Here is a 19963-nt window from a genome sequence, read left to right on the forward strand (position 1 = left end):
ATGGCGAATCCCCACACACAGCAGGGCTTGGCCGCGGACGGCGTCCATCTGGCCTTTGGTGGCGTGAAGGTCTTGAAGGACGTCAGCGTGCGTTTCGCCGCCGGCCAGGTCACCGGCCTGATCGGTCCGAACGGTGCGGGCAAGACCAGCTTCTTCAACTGTCTCACCGGCCACTACCGGAACGATAAGGGCGCGATCTCGCTAGACGGCGTGGCGCTGAACGGCATCACGCCCCCGCGCAGGGCCCGTCTCGGCATTGCCCGGACCTTCCAGCACGTCGCTCTCAGCCCCGAGCTCAGCGTGGTCGAGAACGTCATGTTCGGGCTTCATGCGTCCCGGACGAGCGGGCTCGTCGATGCGTTCGTCCCATTGCCTTCGGGCCTTTCGGACCGTGCTCCGACGCGCGACAGCGCGATGGCTGCGCTTGAGGCAGTGGGGTTGGCCGCAATCGCCGACCGGCCCGCACATCTCGTCGCCCCCGGTACGTTGCGACTTGTCGAACTCGCCCGTGCGATGGTTGGCAAGCCTCGCGCGCTGCTTCTCGACGAACCGGCGGCAGGGCTGAATTCCAGCGAGACGCGCGAACTGATCGAGATGCTGCGCAAGATCGCGGCCCCCGATCTCGTGATGGTTGTGGTCGAGCACGACATGGATCTGATCATGCAGATCTGCGACGTCATCCACGTCCTGAACTTCGGAGCCTTGATCGCCTCCGGCACGCCCACCGAAATCCGAGCCGACAAGACGGTGGCGGAGGTTTACCTTGGAGCGGGCGATGAGTGAGATTCTTCGCGTCGAAAATCTGACCGCCGGCTACAGGGGCGCCGCCGCGATTGAGAATATCGCCTTCTCGGCCACAGCCGGTAGCATCGTCGCGCTGCTCGGCGCCAACGGCGCGGGCAAGTCGACCCTGCTCAAGTGCATCGCGGGGCTAATGCCGGTCTTCTCGGGGCGCATCAGCTTCCAGGGCAAGGATGTGACCGGCCACTCCGCCATCCAGCTCGTCCGCGCAGGGATCGCCTATGTTCCCGAGGGGCGCGAAATTGTTACGTCGCTCAGCGTCAACGAGAACCTCACGCTCGGCGGACTACACGTTCCCAAGGATGAGCTGGAAACCAGGCGCGATCTGGTCCTGCGACTCTTCCCCGAATTGGCCGAGCGCCTCATCTCGCCATCCTGGCAATTGAGCGGCGGCCAGCAGCAGATGCTCGCGATCGGCCGGGCTCTCATGGCCGGGCCGAAGGTTCTGCTACTCGACGAGCCATCGCTTGGGCTGGCGCCGCTTCTCGTGCAGCGTGTCTTCAACCAGCTCGCCGAACTACAGCGCCAGTTCAATCTGACGGTGATCCTCGTCGAGCAGAACTACCGGCTGACGATGCGTCTGGCCGACACCGCCTACTTCATGCGCAGCGGTCATATCGTCGGGCACCACACGGCTGACGAACTGCGCACGCCGGAAGGCTACGGCAAGATCATCTCCGCCTATTTCGGCGCCGCGGCCGCGGCGTGACTCGTCCTCATGGAACTCTGAAAATGCCGGTTGAACACAATGACGCGGTGAAGGTTGGCCTGATCGGCCTGGGGAATGCCGGCAAGGCGATGTTGCGCCCGCTCGCCGCGCGCTTTCCGGTTCATGTCTACGACCGAGACGCGGCGAAGCTCGCCAATCTTGGGACGTCTACCGGACACGCGCCCAAGCTCGCGGCGAGCGTCTCGGAGCTTGCCGCAAACTCTGACGTCATCATCCTGTCGCTGCCCACGCCGGCCGCCTCGATCTCCGTCGCGCAGCAGCTCAAGGAGGTCGTCGGCCCCGGCAAGACGATCCTCGAGACCAGCACGGTGCGGCCGGAGGATGTCGAGGCGATCCACGAGATTTGCGGTGGCTCCGGCGCACGCGTGGTCGATGCGGCCGTGATCGGCGGCGTGCACAAGCTTGCAGATGGGCGCGGGGTGTTCCTTGCGGGCGTCTCGGAAGAGGAAGCGGGCCCGGTGGGAGACATCCTGAGGGCGATGGCGGAAGAGCTGTTCTTCCTTGGCGCGAGAGGCAACGGCATGCGTGCCAAGCTCGTCGCGAACTCGGTCTCCCACACAGCTTACATCCTGCTGGTCGAGGCGGCCGCCATCGCTGCGGCGCAGAATATCCCGATGGACGTCTTCTATCGGCTGATGGAGCGCGAGTCCGGTCTCATGCGCCCGCTGACGCACCGCTTCGGCGAACGGCTGCGCAACCACGATTTCGAGGGCGGCATGTCGACCACGAACGCCTGCAAGGATTCGGCGCTCGTCATCGACGCGGCGCAGAAACTCGGCGTTCCACTCTTCGCCATCCAGGCGACGCATGCGGTGTACGAGATCGCTGCCCGCGAGGGCCTGGCGAACAAGGACTACTCGTCGATCGGCTGCCTTTGGGAAAAGTGGCTCGACGTCTCCTTCAAGAAGGACGGTTGACCGGGACCAGGTCTCAACCTGCCAGCTGCGCTTTCGCGGCGAAACGACACGCGACAGGGACGACGCCATGTCCGACGACATCTACGAGCTTTTCGCCATCCGCTACGCCCACCATCCGCGGACCGCGCGGCAGAACTTCATTGGCGATGTCCATGACGGACCGATGCCTCTGGACTATTTCGTCTGGGTCGCCCGGAACGAGCACCGGACCTTCGTCATCGATACCGGCTTCAATGAAGAGACCGGCAAGAAGCGGGGCCGCAATTTCATCCAGTGTCCGACGGTCGGCCTTCGCGGGCTGGGCATCGATCCCGACTCCGTCGCGGACGTCATCCTCACGCATCTGCACTACGACCATGTCGGCAATTTCGACCTGTTTCCGAACGCCTCGTTCCATCTCCAGGAGCGCGAGATGGCCTACGCGACAGGGCGGCTGATGTGCCACCACCTGCTCCGTCACCCCTATGACGTCGAGCATGTGACCGGGATCGTACGGCGCCTCTATGCGGACCGTGTGGTGTTTCACGACGGCGCGGAAGATCTGGCGCCAAGCCTGTCGGTGCATCGCGTCGGTGGGCACGCGCTCGGGCTGCAATGCGTTCGGGTGAACACGAAGCGCGGCTGGGTCGTCGTCGCCTCGGATGCCAGCCATTGCTACGCCCATTTCGAGGGAGCCAAGCCGTTCCCGAATGTGGTGCGCGTCGATGAGATGCTGGATGGATACCGGACGATCCAGAGGCTGGCGGCGTCGAAAGACCACGTCATACCCGGGCACGACCCTGAAGTGATGCGCCGCTATCCAGCCGCGACGCCGGAGCTCGAAGGCATCTGCGTTCGCCTGGACGTGGCTCCGACCATCCCATCCGCCTGAAAGGCAATAACGATGAATGCTCACCAGAATTTCATCGGCGGCGCCTGGGCGCCCACGACCGCGACGCTGGAGGTGCTCAACCCCGCCGACGGCACCGTGATCGGACACATCGCCCGCGGCGGCGAGGCCGAGGTGGAGCGCGCGGTTCAGGCCGCTGAAGCCGCGATGGACGGGGAATGGGGCGCCCTGGACGCCGCTTCGCGCGGGCGCCTGCTCATGAAGCTGTCGCAACTGATCGCGCGCGACGTCGAACGCCTTGCGAAGCTCGAGAGCGACGATGTCGGCAAGCCGCTCTCGCTCGCACTCAACGACGCGCGCGTCTGTGCGCGCTACTTCGAATACTATGCGGGAGCGCCGGACAAGCTCCACGGCGAGACCATTCCGTTCCAGAACGGCTTCACGGTCGCGACCGTTCACGAGCCCTATGGCGTCATCGGCGTCATTTCGCCCTGGAACTATCCCCTCCAGATGAACGGAAGAGCGGTCGCTCCCGCGCTGGCCATGGGCAACGCCGTCATCCTGAAACCGGCCGAGGACACCTCGCTCACGGCGCTGGCGCTGGCCGAACTCGTCGTCGAGGCCGGCTTTCCGGCCGGCGCCTTCAATGTCGTGACAGGCCTCGGCGAGGAGGCAGGCGCGGCCCTCGCGCGCCATCCCCGCATTCGCCACATCAGCTTCACCGGTTCGCGCGAAGTCGGCACGATCATCCAGGCCTGCGCCGCGAAGAACGTGATACCGGTCACGCTCGAACTGGGCGGCAAGTCTCCGCACCTCGTCTTCGCCGACGCGGATCTCGATGACGCCGCGAACGTCGTGGCGCGCGGCATCGCCGTCAATGCCGGCCAGACCTGCTCTGCGGGTTCTCGCGTCATCATCGAGGACGCGATCTACGATCGCTTCCTGCAGATGCTCGCAGAGCGCTTTCGCGCGTTCCGCATCGGCACCGGCCCTCAGGATCGCGACCTCGGTCCGCTGGTCAACGCCAAGCAGAAGGAGCGCGTCGAGAGCTATCTCGACATCGCGCGCAAGGACGGTCTGACCATCGTCGCCGAAGGGCAGCTTCCGGAGGATGTGCCGGTTGCGGGCCACTATGTCCGTCCGACTCTGATCGGAAACGTGCCCGCCGATCACCTGCTGGCGAAGGAGGAGGTCTTCGGCCCCGTGCTCGTCGCCATCCGGGCGAAGGACGAGGCCGAGGCGCTCGCCATCGCCAATGACAGCGAGTTCGGCCTCGTCGCCGGTGTCTGGACCTCGAATATCGGCCGGGCGATGCGCCTCGCGCGCAAGCTTCGCGTCGGTCAGGTCTACATCAACAACTACGGCGCCGGAGGCGGCGTCGAGCTTCCCTTCGGCGGCGTCCGGGGATCCGGGCACGGCCGGGAGAAGGGGCTGGAGGCGCTCTACAGCTTCAGCACCGTGAAGACCATCGCGATCAAGCACGGCGTCTGAGGAATACCGGTCGATGACCAGCCAAGCCGCAAAGACCTGGGCGATCTACGCGATCCGTTATGCCACCAACACGGTGCGGACCCGCAATCTGAACTTCATCAAGGACACGGAGCCGACGGCGACGCTCGCCATGGACTTCTATTCCTGGCTTCTGGTCAGCGGCGAGGACGCGATCGTCGTCGACACAGGCATGGCTCCTCAGAAGGCCGCCCGCTTCGGACACCAATTTCTGGCGAGCCCGCCGGAGGTCATCGCAAAACTCGGTATCGACCCCGCGACGGTGAAGACGGTCATCATGACCCATCTGCACTACGACCATACGGGGCATTCCGAACACTTCCCCGCCGCGCGCTTCCTGCTGCAGGCCGAGGAGATGGCCTATGTCGCAAGCGCTCACATGGAACGCCCGATGTTCCGGCATGCCTACGAGGCCGACGAGCTCCAACGCTTCCTCGGCTATCTGCATGCCGGGCGGCTGCACCTGCACGGGCGAGACCATGACGTCGCCGACGGTGTCAGCGTGCACTGGGTGGGCGGTCACACGGCCGGTCAGGAGATCGTTCGGGTCCGGACGGAACGCGGTTGGGTCGTGCTGGCGTCGGACGCCCTGCACTATGAGGAGGAACTCACGCGCGGAGTGCCCTTCGCCGTCGTGTTCAACCTGGCCGACATGCTCTCCGCCCATGATCGCATCCGAGAACTCGCCGATTCCGACGAGCACGTCATCGTCGCCCATGACCCGCTGGTCGTGGAGAAGTACCCGGCCGCCCGCGATGAGTTGAAAGGCATCGCGTTGCGCGTCGATCTCGCCCCGTCCGGGACCGCGAGCTAGAATGACGGCGGCACCAGCGAGGCGATCGGACACCGGCTCCGACACCTACGACGTCATCGTCATCGGCGGCGGCAACGCTGCCCTTTGTGCGGCGATCTCCGCACGCCGCGAGGGAGCGCGCGTACTTGTCCTGGAGGCGTCGGACTGGTTCTGGCGCGGCGGCAACACCCGCCATACACGCAACATGCGCTGCGCTCACGACGCCGCGACCGAGAGCCTGTCAGGTCCCTACAGCGAGGAGGAGTTCTTCGACGATCTCTTGCGCGTCACGAAGGGCAAGACGGACGAGCCGCTGGCGCGCTTCATGATCCGGGAATCGAAGTCGATGCTCGGCTGGATCGAGGAACAGGGCGTGCGCTGGCAGCCTTCGCTGGGCGGTACCCTGTCTCTTGGCCGAACCAACTCCTTTTTCCTCGGCGGCGGCCGAGCCATGCTCAACGCGCTCTACCGCACGGCGGAGAATCTCGGCGTCGAGATCCGCTATGAGGCCGAGGTGACCGCGCTGGAGATCGTAGATGGCGTCTTCCGCTCGCTATCGGTCGGCGGCGAGACGCTGCGGGCCAAGGCGCTGGTGGCAGCTGCCGGGGGCTTCGAGTCCAATATCGAGTGGCTCAAACGCTACTGGGGCGAGGCGGCGGATAATTTCCTGATCCGCGGCACCCGCAACAACAAAGGCACGATCCTGCGCCTGCTGCTCGACAACGGCGTGCAGGAGGTCGGCGATCCGACGCAGTGCCACGCCGTCGCGATCGATGCTCGCGCGCCGAAATACGATGGCGGCATCATCACCCGCCTCGACTGCGTCGTCTTCGGTATCGTGGTCAATCGCGACGCCGAGCGCTTCTACGACGAGGGCGAGGACATCTGGCCGAAGCGTTATGCGATCTGGGGCCGCCTCGTCGCCGCTCAACGCGACCAGATCGCCTACATCATCTTCGACGCGCCCTCCCTCGAACTGTTCATGCCGTCGCTGTATCCCCCGATCAGCGCGCCGAGCATTCCGGAGCTGGCAGAGAAACTCGAACTCGATCCCATCGCACTGGTCGAGACGCTGGCGGCTTTCAATGCCGCCGTCCGCCCGGGAACCTTCGACGACAAGATCCTGGACGATTGTCGCACGGAAGGGCTCACCCCGCCCAAGACGCACTGGGCGCGCCGCATCGAGCAGGCGCCGTTTTACGCCTATCCGGTGCGTCCCGGCATCACATTCACCTATCTCGGCGTGCGCGTGAACCAGGAGGCCAGGATGCAGATGGCCGACGGCCGCGGTGCACCAAACATGTTCGCCGCCGGCGAGATCATGGCCGGCAACGTGCTCGGCGAAGGCTATGCCGCGGGCATCGGCATGACCATCGGCGGCGTCTTCGGTCGCATCGCGGGACGGGAAGCGGCGAGGAGTGCCTTGTCATGACAGATTTCGCGTTCCTGAGAGACACGGTGGGGTCCGGCCCGGCCGGAACCGCCGGCTCGACCACTCACCATGCCAGTGCCGCGCTGGCCGAGGCGGATCGCCTCATGACCGTCTGCAATTCCTGCCGCTATTGCGAGGGGCTCTGCGCGGTGTTCCCGGCGATGGAGATGCGGCGCTCCTTCTCGGACGGCGATCTCAACTACCTCGCCAATCTCTGCCACAACTGCGGCGCCTGCTATTACGACTGCCAGTTCTCGCCGCCGCATCAATATGCGGTTCATGTGCCGGCGACCCTGGCACAGGTCCGGACCGAGTCCTACGCGCATTACGTCTGGCCCCGCGCCTTCGCCGGCGTCTTCGAGCGCAATGGGCTGTTCATCGCCATCGCGCTCGCGATCGCAGTCACCGGCTTCATCGCCGGCTTCATCGCCTGGACCGACCCCGCCGTGCTCTTCGGCGTCCATACCGGGCCGGGTTCCTTCTACAAGCTGATGCCGCACAACACGATGGTCGCGATCTTCGGCCTCGCAACCCTCTATTGCGTCGTGGCGATGGGCATGGGCGTGCGGGCCTTCTGGCGCGATATCGGCGAGCCTGACGCCACTTTGCGCGACCCCGGATCGCTCTGGCAGGCGTTCAAGGACGCCGGCAGCCTGCGCTATCTCGATGGGGGCAAGGCCGGTTGCATGAATGATGGCGAGCAGCCAAGCGATCGGCGTCGGCTCTATCACCACCTGACCTTCTACGGCTTCATGCTCTGCTTCGCCTCGACATCGACGGCGACGCTCTACCACTACCTGATGGGCATGCAGGCGCCTTATCCCTGGTACGATCTGCCCGTCCTTCTCGGGACGGCCGGCGGCATCGGCCTGATCGTCGGCCCGATCGGGCTGCTCGCCGAGAAATGGCGACGCGACCCCAAGCTGCGCGAAGGCACGCCGTTCTCCATGGATGTCGCCTTCCTGCTGATGCTGCTGCTGACCAGCGTCACCGGCCTCGCCCTTCTCGTGCTGCGCGCGACACCGGCGATGGGCCTGCTGCTCGCCCTGCACCTCGGCGTGGTGTTCGCGCTGTTCGTCACCATGCCCTACGGCAAGTTTGTCCATGGCATCTATCGCTTCCTTGCGCTCGTCAGAGCCGCCAAGGAGAGGCATCGGGAACTCGCCGCCGCCGCGAAGCGCTGAGCGCGAGCTTGAATCAAGCCGGCCTTGAGGCGGTACAAAGTCAAACCAACAAGGCAGGGGAGGAACGGGTGTTTTCGAAGAACTGGCTCTCGGCTCTCGTCACGTCGATCGCAGCATTGGGACTCGTCTCCCTGTCCGGGCCGGCCTTCGCCCAGTCGTTCCCGTCGAAGACGATCACGGTGATCGCGCCTTACTCGGCCGGCTCTCCGGCCGACACGCTCGCTCGCCGGCTTGCCGAAGGCATGGCGAAGTCACTGTCTGCCACCGTCATCGTCGAGAACGTCGTCGGCGCTGGCGGCATCATCGGCACGCTACGGGCTCAAAAGGCCGCCCCGGACGGCCACACGCTGCTGATCGGCACGCAGGGCACGCTGATGATGAACAAGTTCATCTACAAGAACCTGCGCTACAAGCCGGGCGAGGATTTCGACCCGGTTGTGAATCTGGTCGAATTCCCGAACCTCGTCGTCGCGCCCGCCTCCCTCAAAGTGAAGACGCTGAGCGAGTTCGTCAGCCTCGCAAAGGAGCGGGCAGCAGCGGGCAAGCCTCTGACTTACGGCTCGGGCGGCGTCGGATCCTCCGCCCATCTTGCCGCCGAGCTGTTGAAGATGCGTGCCGGCATCGAGCTGACCCATGTTCCCTACAAGTCGGTCGCCGACACGCTGCCCGATCTCCTGTCCGCACGTATCGATCTGATCTTCGGCAATGTCGGCGTATTCGGGTCGCATGTTCAGCAGGGATCCCTGGTCGGGCTGGCCGTGACAGCGCCCGAGCGGTCCAAGGCTTTGCCGAACGTGCCCGCCATCGGCGAGGCGGGCTATCCGGATGCGGAGTTCTCGGTCTGGCTGGGGCTGTTCGCGCCCTCCAGGACGCCGGAGGATATTCTCGCGAAGCTCAGGTCGGCTGCGATCGCCTCGATGACGGTACCCGCGACCGTCACGTCTTTTGTAAGTGAGGGCGCTAACGTCCGTGCGGACTCCACGCAGCCTTTCAAGTCTTTCATCGCGCAGGACGCTGCGAAGTGGCAGCCGATCATCGGCAAGCTCGGCATAGAACTGGACAACTAGGGTCTGCGAACCCGCGAGGGCGACGGGGCTGAGCTCCCCGATCGCCGACGAGCTTTACCCGGAGGTGCCAGATGCAGGACGAGAAGGGAATGATCTACAACGTCATAGCCATTCGCTATGCGACCAATGCCGGACGCACGCGAAATGGTGCATTCGTCCGGGATCCGGATCCGAACGCGGCGCTTGGGATCGACTTTTTCTTCTGGGTAGCCATCAGCGATGACGATGTGATCGTCATCGACACTGGCATGGCGCCCGAGAAGGCGGAGCGTCAGGGACATAGCCTGCTCATCGAGCCGATAGAGGCGTTGCGGAAGCTCGGGATCGACCCCGCAACGGTCAAGACCGTCGTCATGACGCATCTGCACTATGACCATGCCGGCAACTCGGACGCCTTTGCCAACGCCACCTTCCATCTCCAGGCCGAGGAAATGGCTTACACGACCGGGCCCTTGATGGAGCATGGTTGGCTGCGCCATGCCTACCATGCCGACGAGATCCAGGCATTCGTGGGTTACCTCCATGACGGCCGCCTGCGTCTTCACGGACGCGATGTCGAGATTGCCGACGGACTATCCGTCCACTGGGTCGGAGGACACTGCGCGGGGCAAGAGGTCGTGCGCGTGCGCACCCGGCAAGGATGGCTGGTCTTGGCCTCGGACGCGCTTCACTACAAGGAAGAGCTCACTCGCGGAGTCCCCTATGCGCTGTCCTCGAGCAATGTGGAGATGCTGGCGGCTCATCGTCGGATCAGGGAACTGGCCGAGAGCGACGAGCACATCATTGCGGGGCACGATCCTGATGTCTTGAGGCGTCATGAGCCCGCCATGCCGGAGCTCTCCGGTATCGCCGTGCGCCTCGATCGGACAGTCGATAGCTGAAAAAAACCAGAAACCGCTGAAGTGGAAACGTCCATGCGTCCTATTCGAGGCTTTCTCGCACTTGTCGCCACGATGCTGCTGCCCATGATGGCCGTGGCGCAGGAGGCTTATCCCAGTCGCCCGGTGACCCTGATCGTGCCGCAACCCGCCGGCGGAACGAATGATATCGTCGCCCGATTCCTCGCAGAGCAGTTCGGCACAAAACTGGGGTCGTCGCGGTTCATCGTCGAGAACCGCGCAGGTGCGGGAGGAACGATCGGAACCGCGGCAGCCGCGCGCGCGAACCCCGATGGCTACACCCTTCTGCTCACGATCTCCGCCTCGCAGGCAATCGGGCCGGGACTCTACGCGAAGCCAAACTTCGATCCGATCGCCGATTTCGAGCCGATCTCAATGCTGGCGCGGACCGGCTTCGTGCTCGTGGCCCATCCCTCGTTGAACGTCTCGACGATGGCGGAGCTCGTTGAGCTCGGAAAGCGCCAAGGCGAAATTCAGTACGGCTCGGCCGGCAACGGGACGATGAACCATCTTCTCGGGGAAATGCTTCGCTCGAAATCCGATCTCAAACTTGTCCACGTACCATTCCGCGGGGTGGGACCGATGCTGAACGACATGCTCGGCGGTCACGTCAAGCTCGGCTTCGCCAGCATCCCTTCGGTGCTGGCGCATCTGCAGTCTGGTGCCTTGAAACCCCTCGGTGTCAGCTCCGCGCAACGAGACAAGACACTTCCTGATGTACCGACAGTGGGCGAAACGGTGCCGGGCTTTGCGGGTGACCTATGGGTCGCCCTGTTCGCGCCCAAACGCACTCCGGAGCCGATTATCTCCAAGTTGTCGGCGGCCATCAAAGACGCCGCCAACGATCCGACCTTTGTCGATAAGCTGGCTGCGCAGGGAGCTCATATCGAGACGAGCGACCCGCTGTCCTTGAGCCAGATCTTGCGAGACGATCTTGTCAAATGGGCGCAGGTCGTCAAGGAGTCCGGCGCGAAAGTCGACTGAGGCCCCTGTACAGCGCGCCCTGAATCGGTGTCTGGCGGGGTTCGCCCGATTGTAGCAGGCGTTGCGACCGCGCCCAAGAGGATTGGAATTCGCTTATGGAGAAGGGGCTTTTTGGCGTCAGATAGCCAGTTCCAGCGAATGTCGGCATCGGTGGTTGCGAGCCCCCGCAACCAAATCAAAAGCCCGCCCCTCAAAAGGCGGGCTTTACGTCGTCAGCTGCTCAAGCGCCACCTGCTCACAAAGATCCACCCCGAAAACCAGGCAAACAGCCAAAGCCCCGAGCTCTCCGCTTGACCGCTCGGCAGGAACGCTGCCCGGGAACAACCGGCCGGATTATCTCGTGATCGGGGTTGGCCCGCGAGACACGCTTATCTGTATCGGGAGCCTTCACGAAGTTTTGCCGATCCCGTAGGAGTTTATCGATATCCTGATGCCGGCGCCGCGCTTCGAGGAGCGCTTCGCCATCTGGGGCGAGGCGGTGGAAGCGCAGGCGAACACCGATGGGGACGGCAATGCGGCGGGGCTGTCGCACCGCACCGGCGGCGCCATCCTCGGCGCTAACGTCAAGCTCTACGATACCGGCGCGAGCTTGCTCAAGGTCGGCGTTGCCGGCGGCTATACCCGGCCGAACTTCGATGTCGACGCCAAGCTCCCTTCCGGCCGGCTCGAGAGCGGCCACGCCGCGCTCTATGCCGGTGCGCACTTCGGTACCTGGCGGCTCGACGGCGGGCTGGGCTATTCGTTCGGCGATACCAGCCTGCCCCCCAGGTCCAGATCCGTGGATTCGGCGACACGCTGCGCTCGGACCGCGGCAGCCGGGTGGCGCAGGCCTTCGCCGAGCTAGGCTATCCGTTCACCTATGAGCGCTTCGCCATCGAACCCTTCGCCCAACTCGCCTTGCTGCGGGTCTCGAGCGGCTCCGACGTCGAGCAGGGCGGCGCTGCGGCGCGATGCGTCTTCCCCGGCGACCAGAATCACGGATTCACGACATTGGTCCTGCGCGCTGAGGCGCAACTCGGCACGATGCCGCTCTTCGCCCCGAGTCTGCTCGGCTGGCGCTATGGCTTCGGCGATCTGACGCCGAATACCGTGACGGCCTTCGGCGCCGGCACGGTGTCGGCCGGGGTCTACGCCGCGGCCATCGATCGCAATGCGCTGGTCGCCGAAGCCGGGCTCGACTGGCGCGCCAACGCCTCGACCACTTTCGGGATCTCCTACTCGGCCGCCATCGGTGAGCGAATCCGCGACCAGGCCTTCAAGGGACGGCTAGACGTCAGGTTCTGAAGGCGATCACAAGCCAGCAGCGACCTGCGGGCATGAGGTTCGGGTACGGCAGGCCACCGCGTTCGCGCTTATGAATGTCCGCTCTCAGGCGACCGCCCAATGGCTGCAATTGGCGCAAACCACCCTATTCAGACTCCGTGGGTCGGCGGATCGCATTCCGCGCTGGCACCTTCTGCATCGCGCCCGTGGCGAACCCAGCCGGCAATACATCTCATTGGATCGATCATGTACGATCCGCTTCGCGATGCCTCGGCGCCGAAGTCAGGGCTCGGGTGGTCACAGGGAGATTATGATGGACCTCGTCAGAGCAACCCTCAACATTGTCGGCGTCCCGCTGATTGCCGCGGCCGCGATCATCGGCACGGCCGGCGCATTTGCTCAGTCTCATCAGAAGATAACCGAGTGGACCGTTCCGGACGTGGCGGCGCTTTCCAACAGCGCGGCGGATCAGCTCGTCAAGAAGGGCCGCGATCTCATCGTCGCGACCCCCTCGCTGATCGGGCCGAACGTGGAGAGCCCGGGCCAACGCTACGCCGGGAACAACCTGTCGTGCAGCAATTGTCACCTCTCAGCAGGGACCCGGAAATTCGGCTTGCCGCTGTTCGGGCTGGCTCACCTATTTCCGCAATACAGCAGCCGGACGGGCGGGCAGATTACCGTCGAGGATCGCCTGAACTCCTGCATGACACGCAGCATGAACGGACGCGCGATGCCCGACGACGCGCCCGAAATGCTGGCCTTGGTTGCCTATATCGACTTCCTCTCCAGCAATGTTTCAAAGGGCGAGACGCTGTCGGGGCTCGGAGCCGGTTCTATGCCCGAATTGTCCCGCGCAGCCGATCCGGCGCGGGGGCAAGGCGTGTTCCAGAAGGTTTGCGCAGCCTGCCATGGCCCGGACGGCTTGGGCGTGCGACGAAACCTGCCGACCAGTGACTTCGGCTATATGATCCCACCTCTTTGGGGCAACGACAGCTTCAACAATGGAGCCGGGATGGCTCGGTTGAGCGTGGCGGCGAACTTCATCCACTTCAACATGCCTCACGGCACCGACTTCACCGATCCGCAGCTTTCCGTCGAGGAAGCGTGGGATGTCGCCGCCTACATGCTCTCGCATCCTCGGCCGATCAAACCGGGGTTGGAGAAGGACTTTCCTGACATGCTCCTGAAGCCGGTCGACGCTCCCTACGGCCCGTATGCCGATGGCTTCAGCGCGGATCAGCATCGCTACGGGCCATTCGGGCCAATACGCGACGCGATCGCCAAGCTGAAGCAGAACTCCGCACCGACCTCGCTGCGATAGGAGCGGACAGGCAGAGTTCCCATAAATCATCCAATCGACCGAGCCCTTGTAGCGGCAAGGGAGGCGCTCCTGTGAGAATGGTCGATCGATAGTTGGCCATTCTGTCAGAGAGGAGAACACAGCGAGGGCGAACGTACCTCGGCGCTGAGGCGCGCGCGGCTAGGATAGAGTCCCTCGAGTCTGGCGCTAATGCGCATCATTCGAAGGGAAGCGGAAGGAATGTCCGGTTCAAGGCGTAAGCTGATATTCCCTCAAGGCGCGGGTAATGAGCCGAACTCTTCGGAACTACCGCGGGAAGACGGCGAGAGGGCAACGCTCTCGCCCCAGACTGCTCATCCAACCAGTCGAGCACACGCCTATCAGGCAGCGAGCGGTCCCCATCGAGCCGCCTGCGCCAGTATCTTCTGGCGCAGGTATTCCATGACGTCTGCCCGCTCGCTTAAGCCATTCAACAGGCTGCACCCGATCGATGGGGTCAAGCGGGCTCACGGTCTCCCGCTTCGGCTGGCTTCGTAACCTGTCGGGGAGATGGCTTGCTGCTCCCCCCGACAGTACCACCGAGCGAGGCGGCGAGGAGAGCCTGGGTCGGGTCCGCCCCCTTGAAGCCGGCCTGGGCCAGGATCTCGTCCAGGATCGGCTTCTGTGCCGTGAAGCTCAGCAACTGGCTCGACAGGTCGCCGACCGGGTTGCCGCTCTGCTCGCCCGATCCGCCACCGAAGGAGCCCATGAGTCCGCCGGTGCTGAATATCCGGATGTCGGAGATCTTCTCGATCGGCTTCATCGCCTGCGCGAGCGCCTCGGGCACGATCTCGACGCGCGCCCTGGCCAGTTCGAACTCGATGATGTTCGCGGCAAGGGCGTTGCGGGCCTCGTTCTTGGCTCGCTCCGCCCGAGCCTCGGCTTCGCCGAGTTCGATCACACCGGTCGCCCGAATCTTGGCGGCTTCGGCTTGCGCCTCCGCCTGTATTTTCATCGCGGCTGCGAGGTTTTCGGCGGCTTCGCGCTCCGCTTCGGCCTTGACCGTGATCGCGGTGGCCTCCTGTTCGGCTTCCTTGCGGGCGGCGATCACTGCGATGCGCTTGGCGCGCTCGGCGATCTCGACCTCGCGGGCGGTCGTCACCTGTTCCTCGGCCGTGATGGCGCCGGCCTTGGCCTCGTCGGCCTTGGCCCGGGCGGCCTGCTCCTCCTCGGTCTTCTGGGCGACGGCGATGGCGGCCTCGATACGGGCCGTCTCGGTGATCTTGCGCGCTTCGGCCTCGCGCTCCGCGATGCCGCGTTCGGCGGCGATGCGAGCGGATTCCCGTGCCTGACGTGCCTCGGCGTCGCGTTCGGCGATGCCGCGTTCCGTGTCGAGGCGCGCTGTCTCCTCCGAGAGGCGCGCGAGTTGCTCCGCCTTGGCGGCTTCGGCGCGCGTTTCGGCGGTCTTGTTGGCGATGTCGCGCTCCTGACTCAGTTCGGCGTCGCGCTGCTCGCGTTCGATGGTCAGGCGCCGCAGCGAGGCCTCGCGGTCCTTGGTCGCGATCTCGACCTCGTTGTCGCGAACGATCTGGTTGCGTTCGCGCTTGCGCTCCTCGGTGATCTTGGTGAGCGCGGTCAGGCCTTCGGCGTCGAAACTGTTGTTGGGGTTGAAATGCTTGATGTCGGTCTGGTCGAGCCGGGTCAGCGAGACCGATTCCAGTTCGAGCCCGTTGGACTGGAGATCGTGCGCCACGGCGGCCTGAACCGATTTCACGAACTCGGCGCGCTGCTCCTGCAGGTCGCGCAGCGACATCGTCGCAGCGACGGAGCGCAGGCCGTCGACGAATTTGGCCTCGACCAGGGTCTTGAGCGCGTCGACATCATTGGTGCGATCGCCCAGCGTCTGCGCGGCAAGCGCGATGTTGTCGGCATCCGGCTTCACCCGAACGTAGAATTCGGCGGTGATGTCCGCGCGCATGCGGTCCTTGGTGATGAGCGACTCGTTTTCGGCGCGCTTGACCTCGAGCCGCAACGTGCTGAGCGAGACCCATGAATAGGAATGGAAGATCGGCAGGATGACCGAGCCGCCGTCGAGCACCACCTTCTTGCCGCCGAGCCCGGTACGGACATAGGCCTTGTCCCGCGTCGCCCTCGTATAGAGCGACGTCATGATGATGCCGATGACGACGATCGCCGTGACGATGACGCCGGCGATGATGCCCAAAGAGATGAAGTCCATTATCAGCCCCTGTCGATATCAGCGTTGCCGAATTCCTGCGGCGCGGGGATGGCCTGGAAGAGACCGTCCGAGCCGTCCACGATCACGACGAAGCCGCCGGTCTCGATGAGATGGCCCGGGGCCGCCTGCGCGCGCAGGATGTGAATGTTGTCGTGCCTGTCCTTGACCCTCACCGAGCCGGGATGTCCCTGGTCGAGCGGTCCGATGGTGACGGTCCCGACGAGGCCTATGAACTCGGCCTGGCTGAGGGCGGCCGTCTCGTCGCGCGGGATGATCCGGGCGATGCCGCGGCTCAGCCAGCGCGTCACGGGGACGGCCAGCAGCAGCGACAACGGCCCGGCGGCGATGAGAGGCAACGGCCGCACCAGGCTCGCGGCCAGTCCCTGGATGGCGAAGCCGAAAGCCGCGAAGGCCGAGAGCAGGAGCACCGCCAGGACCAGGACCGGGACGCCGCCGGCATTGAGCCAGGACATCCAGCCACCGAGCAGGCCGGCCTCGTGGTCGGCCGGTCCGTGATGGCCGAGGCCGTCATCGAGCAGCCCGGAAGCCGAGGCTCCGAGCAGGACCGAGATCAGCTCGACCAGCCCGAGGCCGGCCACGACCATGAGTGCCACCCAGAAGGGCCCCGTGCCCGGCTGGATGATGGAATCCATCAGCGCTGGCCCTCGCGGAAGGCCTTGAGACGCGCCTCGATCGCATCCTCGCGCTGGATCTTGCCGAGTTCCTCGACTTCGGCGGAGCCCTGCACCGGCTTGGCCGGAACGCCTGTCACCCTTTCCACCGCCGCCAGCGCGGCGGCGAGCCGCTGGTCGTTACGCTGGGAGGGGGTGGCGGTAGCGGGCGTCGCCCGCTCGGCGCGCCGGGCATCCTCCAGCCGCTTCGTCGCATCGGCGCGGGCTGAGGCGATGCTGCGCAAGGTCGCCTCGGTCTCCGCGATCTCCCTGGCGTTCTCGGCGATGGCCTTGGCGAGCGCGGCGCGTTGCGCTTCTAGATCGATCTGCACGCCGGTCGCCGCGCGCGCCAGGTCCTCGCGCCCCTTCTCAAGGCCGGTCTTGATCTTGTCGTCGAGATCGCGGATCTCGGCATCGAGATCCTGCGCCTTGGCCTTCAGGCGGTGACCGGCCGCGATCGCGACACCGAGCGCCGCGCGCGCCTCGTCGGCGATCTTCTCGATTTCCCGCACCGCCTGCTGCGCGACGGCGATGGGGTTGGAGCCCTCCGCGACATCGACCGCATTGTTGACGACGCCGGCGATGACGCGCCCGAGGCGAGCCAGAATACCTTCATTGGACATCTTGGTCTCCTTCTGGGGATGGAGGCCGGCCTGGACGCCGACGAGGATGTTGATCGACGTTCCACTGAAGCAAAGACGGGCTTCGGCGAAATCGTCCCAACCGCTGCGATAGCCATCCACCGAATAGGGGACGACGACCCGTCCGCCGATGGTGGCGATGCTCAGACTGTCCGGCCCCTTCACCGAGAACAGCTTGGAATCGAGAGGAATGTCATCGATCGGGGTGTTGACCCCGCGCCGGCTATGATCGCGCAAGGCGAGCGTCACCATGCGCGAGGGCAAGCCGGTCCTGGCGCGGATCTCCTCATAGGCCTCTTCATGAAGCGCGACGAGATTGGCGCCCTTGGTCCCGTCGAGGATCGCCATGGCCTGGCGATAGGCGGCGAGCGTCCCCTGGAGCGCGCCGCGCTCTTCGGATGATGGCGACAGGATGAGAGCCATCGTCGTTTGCAGCTTCCCGATCATAGTTCTAATATAAAGCACTTCATTAGTGCTTTCAAGATAGCGCGCCGATTTCCCGCTCATCATGCCGCCGGGAAACGGCGTTCTCGCACCTGAAGACCGCCGGCTGGGCGGGACGACCGGTGGAAGATCCGAGGCCTGCGCAAAAACTGCACGAAAATCCTGAGCTTCCGCCGATCGCCGCCGGAGCAACTGCAAGCGGTGGGTCCATGGATTGCGCATGGCGGACATCGTTACCCCCAGCTCCTTCTCGTCGCGGCTGCCACGCAAGCTGGTCAACGACGGTTGGTGGCTGGAGGCGGCGATGTTGCCCGCCAATGCCGAAATCCTCGCCTTTCCGGTCCAGGCGCCAGCCGCGGCCGAGGGCGCTTGCAGCCGAGACCGACCATCATGCCGAACCATACATCCACAAGCGACGCCGCCCTTCCGCAGGTAAGGCGCCCGGTCGGATGGCTGACCATTCAGCTCACAGCCGCGGCAGCCCTGGTCACTCTAGCGGATGCTCTGTTCTACGGGCACAGGCTCGGGATCTCGCTCGCGCTCTTTCTCGCCGCTCTCGCCGCCGCTTCGGCCAGTCTCAACACAGTCCGCGCCGAGCCCGCGCGGCGCTGGCGCGCCGTCGCCCTGCTGACCGCCGGAATGCTGCCGGTCATCGAAGACATCAATTGGCTCTCGGTGACGATTGCCCTGTTTGCGACCGCCGTTTCCGCCCGGATGTTGACCGAAGCCCCGCCCCTGTCCTGGCTGGAGCATATCTGGGCTGCGCTGCGCCTGCCGTTTTCCGGCTTCTTCCGACTGGTCAGCGATTTGGGGTGGGCGAGCCGCAGCGGCACGCGCCGGCAGAGGCCGGCAGGCGTCCTGGTCGGATTGCTGGGCTGGGCATCTTGGATAATTCTATCATATGTAGACGAAAGGCAGCGCGCGCAGGCGCCAACAGCTGACCGTGGCCTATCGCACCGGAAGCCGACATCTTGGCAAAGCGGCTCAAGGCCCGGCCACGCCCATAGGCTATGTCGCACAGTTGTCCGTTCGTGCAGTTCCAACTCGCCGACTCCGGCGCTAACGCCTTCTCACTGCTAGGTCGATCCAGATACAGAGAAGAATGCCGAGCCCATAAGCCGCTAAGTTCCAGAGCGAGAACACTCTGCCAAGCAGAAGGGCGCCGGATGTCGTCAACCTGAACGCGCCGAGCCAAGATGTATGATAGAGGCGAAACAGTTCAACGCTGACCGCGATCAGCGCAGCCAGCATTGCAAGGTGCGTGGCAGGCCGCCGGACGGCGGTGGCCGCCAACAGCAGGTAGACCATCATTCCCCAAAGCAGCGAGCCACCATACTTTACGGCTGGTCGGCGCTCAGTCCAGATAGTCGACCTTCAGATGCCGGATCTTGCCATTGAAGGCGAAGGGCTTGCGGTCGAAATATGCAAGTGAGACGGGGGAATAGCTGTCACGGCCGACGTCGAAGGCGTCATTGGCAGTGAAGGTAAGCGCTGCCGAGCGTGGGACGCGCCCCTTGCTGACTTCCTTGCCGTCGACGCGGATGACGATGTCCAGAGGCGCGGGACGGAGGCCGCTGGCTTTGCGTGTTTCGACCTCGATCTTGACCTTTCCGGTCGGGAGGGGGGCGGAGGTCTCCAGCTGCGTCCGTTCGATCTCGAACAGATTGTACTCGTAGTTGAGCTTCCCGTTCTCGACCCATAGGGCGACACCGCCCGAGATGGCGCCGAGCGCGTAGAGCACTCCCTTTGAGTCGGGCTGCAAATCCGCATCGATGGCAACGAGATTGCTGCGCGATCCGAGCCGCGGCGCGGTGAACTCGGGAACGCCGACGACCTCCTGCGTGAAGCTGAACGACTTGGCGGGGTTGGACGGTGCGTCCTCCGGGTGGAAGATCGCGGACCATAGCCCGCCGCCGACCGGATCGACCTTGTTGTCTTTCGCGCTCACCTCGAACGCCTTCTTCAGCTCCTCGAGCTTGCCGGGATGAGCGGCGGCGACGTCCCTCGCCTGCGAGAAATCCTTTTTGAGATCGTAGAGCTCCCAAACATCGTTCTTCGGCGACCATTTCATGATCGAGGGATCGAGGCCCGTCTGCCAGGGCACGCGCGGCCCGAATGCCGAGGCGATCCATCCGTCCTTGTAGTAAGAGCGGCTGCCCATGACCTCGAAATACTGCTCCTTCTTGCGATCCGGCTCAGTCGGGGACGCGAAGGAATAGGTCATGCTGGTGCCGTCGAGCTGATCCTGGCTGACGCCATCGACGAGCTTGGGCGGCGTGAT

At 64.7% G+C, this 19963-nt stretch carries 19 protein-coding genes and 1 pseudogene; 15 read left to right on the top strand and 5 right to left on the bottom strand.

Going from position 1 to position 19963, the window contains the following annotated elements; all coding sequences use genetic code 11:
- The 14 genes from AC1DIN_RS27410 to AC1DIN_RS27475 all read left to right on the top strand — a co-directional run bounded on the left by AC1DIN_RS27410 (position 1) and on the right by AC1DIN_RS27475 (position 13729).
- Positions 1-783, top strand: a complete 783-nt coding sequence (locus tag AC1DIN_RS27410) for an ABC transporter ATP-binding protein (RefSeq protein WP_476812040.1) — start codon at positions 1-3, stop codon at positions 781-783.
- Positions 776-1510: an ABC transporter ATP-binding protein gene (locus tag AC1DIN_RS27415; protein WP_476812041.1), complete on the top strand. Its 735-nt coding sequence runs from the start codon at positions 776-778 to the stop codon at positions 1508-1510. The genes AC1DIN_RS27410 and AC1DIN_RS27415 overlap by 8 nt, the downstream gene beginning before the upstream one ends.
- Positions 1511-1533: 23 nt before the next feature.
- Complete coding sequence (locus tag AC1DIN_RS27420) at positions 1534-2448, top strand: NAD(P)-dependent oxidoreductase (protein ID WP_476812042.1); 915 nt, start codon at positions 1534-1536, stop codon at positions 2446-2448.
- Positions 2449-2515: 67 nt separating this feature from the next.
- Complete coding sequence (locus tag AC1DIN_RS27425) at positions 2516-3319, top strand: N-acyl homoserine lactonase family protein (RefSeq protein ID WP_476812043.1); 804 nt, start codon at positions 2516-2518, stop codon at positions 3317-3319.
- A gap of 12 nt (positions 3320-3331) precedes the next feature.
- Positions 3332-4768, top strand: coding sequence for an aldehyde dehydrogenase family protein (locus tag AC1DIN_RS27430; RefSeq protein ID WP_476812044.1), 1437 nt, complete (start codon positions 3332-3334; stop codon positions 4766-4768).
- A 13-nt stretch (positions 4769-4781) separates the two neighbouring features.
- Positions 4782-5600: an N-acyl homoserine lactonase family protein gene (locus AC1DIN_RS27435; protein ID WP_476812045.1), complete on the top strand. Its 819-nt coding sequence runs from the start codon at positions 4782-4784 to the stop codon at positions 5598-5600.
- A 1-nt stretch (position 5601) separates the two neighbouring features.
- On the top strand, positions 5602-7011 hold the full coding sequence (tcuA, locus tag AC1DIN_RS27440; RefSeq protein ID WP_476812046.1) for an FAD-dependent tricarballylate dehydrogenase TcuA: 1410 nt from the start codon (positions 5602-5604) through the stop codon (positions 7009-7011).
- The gene (gene tcuB, locus AC1DIN_RS27445) at positions 7008-8195 is read left to right on the top strand and encodes a tricarballylate utilization 4Fe-4S protein TcuB (RefSeq protein WP_476812047.1); all 1188 of its coding nucleotides are present in this window, start codon (positions 7008-7010) and stop codon (positions 8193-8195) included. The genes tcuA and tcuB overlap by 4 nt, the downstream gene beginning before the upstream one ends.
- 68 nt (positions 8196-8263) lie before the next feature.
- Entirely contained in the window at positions 8264-9262 is a 999-nt protein-coding gene (locus AC1DIN_RS27450) for a Bug family tripartite tricarboxylate transporter substrate binding protein (protein ID WP_476812048.1), read from the top strand.
- A gap of 71 nt (positions 9263-9333) precedes the next feature.
- Complete coding sequence (locus AC1DIN_RS27455) at positions 9334-10143, top strand: N-acyl homoserine lactonase family protein (RefSeq protein ID WP_476812049.1); 810 nt, start codon at positions 9334-9336, stop codon at positions 10141-10143.
- A gap of 33 nt (positions 10144-10176) precedes the next feature.
- Positions 10177-11145 (top strand): Bug family tripartite tricarboxylate transporter substrate binding protein, encoded by a 969-nt coding sequence (locus AC1DIN_RS27460; protein WP_476812050.1) that lies wholly within the window; start codon positions 10177-10179, stop codon positions 11143-11145.
- Between the two features lie 430 nt (positions 11146-11575).
- Positions 11576-11989: an autotransporter outer membrane beta-barrel domain-containing protein gene (locus tag AC1DIN_RS27465; protein ID WP_476812051.1), complete on the top strand. Its 414-nt coding sequence runs from the start codon at positions 11576-11578 to the stop codon at positions 11987-11989.
- Complete coding sequence (locus AC1DIN_RS27470; RefSeq protein WP_476812052.1) at positions 11965-12429, top strand: autotransporter outer membrane beta-barrel domain-containing protein; 465 nt, start codon at positions 11965-11967, stop codon at positions 12427-12429. Before AC1DIN_RS27465 ends, AC1DIN_RS27470 begins: the two co-directional genes overlap by 25 nt.
- Positions 12430-12721: 292 nt before the next feature.
- Positions 12722-13729, top strand: coding sequence for a c-type cytochrome (locus AC1DIN_RS27475; RefSeq protein WP_476812053.1), 1008 nt, complete (start codon positions 12722-12724; stop codon positions 13727-13729).
- Positions 13730-14204: 475 nt separating this feature from the next.
- Here AC1DIN_RS27475 and AC1DIN_RS27480 read toward each other — a convergent pair whose 3' ends face one another.
- The 3 genes from AC1DIN_RS27480 to AC1DIN_RS27490 are packed head-to-tail and all read right to left on the bottom strand — an operon-like array spanning position 14205 to position 17661.
- A complete protein-coding gene (locus AC1DIN_RS27480; RefSeq protein WP_476812054.1) occupies positions 14205-15926 on the bottom strand; it encodes a flotillin family protein in 1722 nt (573 codons plus the stop codon).
- A gap of 2 nt (positions 15927-15928) precedes the next feature.
- Positions 15929-16579, bottom strand: coding sequence for an OB-fold-containig protein (locus AC1DIN_RS27485; RefSeq protein WP_476812055.1), 651 nt, complete (start codon positions 16577-16579; stop codon positions 15929-15931).
- A complete protein-coding gene (locus AC1DIN_RS27490) occupies positions 16579-17661 on the bottom strand; it encodes a PspA/IM30 family protein (protein ID WP_476812056.1) in 1083 nt (360 codons plus the stop codon). The genes AC1DIN_RS27485 and AC1DIN_RS27490 overlap by 1 nt, the downstream gene beginning before the upstream one ends.
- Positions 17662-18072: 411 nt before the next feature.
- Here AC1DIN_RS27490 and AC1DIN_RS27495 point away from each other — a divergent pair, with 411 nt between their 5' ends.
- On the top strand, positions 18073-18762 hold the full coding sequence (locus AC1DIN_RS27495) for a hypothetical protein (RefSeq protein WP_476812057.1): 690 nt from the start codon (positions 18073-18075) through the stop codon (positions 18760-18762).
- Here AC1DIN_RS27495 and AC1DIN_RS27500 read toward each other — a convergent pair.
- Positions 18742-19047, bottom strand: a complete 306-nt coding sequence (locus AC1DIN_RS27500; protein WP_476812058.1) for a ribosomal maturation YjgA family protein — start codon at positions 19045-19047, stop codon at positions 18742-18744. The two genes, AC1DIN_RS27495 and AC1DIN_RS27500, sit on opposite strands and share 21 nt — an antisense overlap.
- Positions 19037-19963: pseudogene (locus tag AC1DIN_RS27505) on the bottom strand (arylsulfatase); the annotation flags it as partial. The pseudogene AC1DIN_RS27505 and the gene AC1DIN_RS27500, both read right to left, overlap by 11 nt.

Source organism: Allobosea sp. 05T438, assembly GCF_056396025.1.

Excerpts from the sequence above, each read along its gene's own strand:
- AC1DIN_RS27485 (WP_476812055.1), bottom strand. The coding sequence starts at position 16,579 with ATGGATTCCATCATCCAGCCGGGCACGGGGCCCTTCTGGGTGGCACTC.
- AC1DIN_RS27490 (WP_476812056.1), bottom strand. The coding sequence starts at position 17,661 with ATGGCTCTCATCCTGTCGCCATCATCCGAAGAGCGCGGCGCGCTCCAG.
- tcuB (WP_476812047.1), top strand. The coding sequence starts at position 7,008 with ATGACAGATTTCGCGTTCCTGAGAGACACGGTGGGGTCCGGCCCGGCC.
- AC1DIN_RS27460 (WP_476812050.1), top strand. The coding sequence starts at position 10,177 with ATGCGTCCTATTCGAGGCTTTCTCGCACTTGTCGCCACGATGCTGCTG.
- tcuA (WP_476812046.1), top strand. The coding sequence starts at position 5,602 with ATGACGGCGGCACCAGCGAGGCGATCGGACACCGGCTCCGACACCTAC.
- AC1DIN_RS27480 (WP_476812054.1), bottom strand. The coding sequence starts at position 15,926 with ATGGACTTCATCTCTTTGGGCATCATCGCCGGCGTCATCGTCACGGCG.
- AC1DIN_RS27415 (WP_476812041.1), top strand. The coding sequence starts at position 776 with ATGAGTGAGATTCTTCGCGTCGAAAATCTGACCGCCGGCTACAGGGGC.
- AC1DIN_RS27475 (WP_476812053.1), top strand. The coding sequence starts at position 12,722 with ATGGACCTCGTCAGAGCAACCCTCAACATTGTCGGCGTCCCGCTGATT.
- AC1DIN_RS27430 (WP_476812044.1), top strand. The coding sequence starts at position 3,332 with ATGAATGCTCACCAGAATTTCATCGGCGGCGCCTGGGCGCCCACGACC.
- AC1DIN_RS27465 (WP_476812051.1), top strand. The coding sequence starts at position 11,576 with ATGCCGGCGCCGCGCTTCGAGGAGCGCTTCGCCATCTGGGGCGAGGCG.
- AC1DIN_RS27420 (WP_476812042.1), top strand. The coding sequence starts at position 1,534 with ATGCCGGTTGAACACAATGACGCGGTGAAGGTTGGCCTGATCGGCCTG.
- AC1DIN_RS27455 (WP_476812049.1), top strand. The coding sequence starts at position 9,334 with ATGCAGGACGAGAAGGGAATGATCTACAACGTCATAGCCATTCGCTAT.
- AC1DIN_RS27425 (WP_476812043.1), top strand. The coding sequence starts at position 2,516 with ATGTCCGACGACATCTACGAGCTTTTCGCCATCCGCTACGCCCACCAT.
- AC1DIN_RS27495 (WP_476812057.1), top strand. The coding sequence starts at position 18,073 with ATGCCGAACCATACATCCACAAGCGACGCCGCCCTTCCGCAGGTAAGG.
- AC1DIN_RS27410 (WP_476812040.1), top strand. The coding sequence starts at position 1 with ATGGCGAATCCCCACACACAGCAGGGCTTGGCCGCGGACGGCGTCCAT.
- AC1DIN_RS27435 (WP_476812045.1), top strand. The coding sequence starts at position 4,782 with ATGACCAGCCAAGCCGCAAAGACCTGGGCGATCTACGCGATCCGTTAT.